Consider the following 509-nt stretch of genomic DNA (forward strand, 5'->3'; position numbering starts at 1 on the left):
GTCAGGGAGCAACGACGTCCTCACGCAGACCTTGCTCATCGAAGATCCGACGCACAAGGCCTGATCGCTTCGCCTCCTTCAACCAAGTGTCAACATAGGCCGGTGCGGCCGCTCGCTCCTTCGGAACAGCGACGGCGCTCAGGGTCTGCTGAAAGCGACCAGTTACGGCCCGTGACCCCGGCACCGGCGGCTGGACCGGGCGCAGTCGATCGCGCGCGAGAGCCAGGGCGTCGACTTGGCCTGAGCGCAGCCGGTCAATCGCCTCCGCCACGGAGCCGACTGGCATCGGCTTAGTCGTCTTCAGCGTTCGCGCCGCGGCCCGCAACGTCGTCGAGCCGGCAAGCCCGACCACGCGCATGCCGGGGCGATCCACTCCTTCCACATCCGAGACGCCGGCTGCCTCCGTGACGAGGTAGGTGCTCACTAGATCGTGGTAGCCTGGACCGAAATCGACTGTCTGCCGACGCGCCCCGTCGATGGGCATGAAGGTGACATCGATCAAGCCGGCG

1 protein-coding gene is annotated in these 509 nt (G+C 66.6%); it reads right to left on the reverse strand.

Going from position 1 to position 509, the window contains the following annotated elements; all coding sequences use genetic code 11:
* Position 1: 1 nt before the first annotated feature.
* A partial coding sequence (locus MKL01_RS00170) for a transporter substrate-binding domain-containing protein (protein ID WP_243903224.1) occupies positions 2-509 on the reverse strand: 508 nt, incomplete at its 5' end.

It is taken from the genome of Methylobacterium sp. J-070 (assembly GCF_022829385.1).
In the GTDB taxonomy this organism is placed as follows: Bacteria; Pseudomonadota; Alphaproteobacteria; order Rhizobiales; family Beijerinckiaceae; genus Methylobacterium.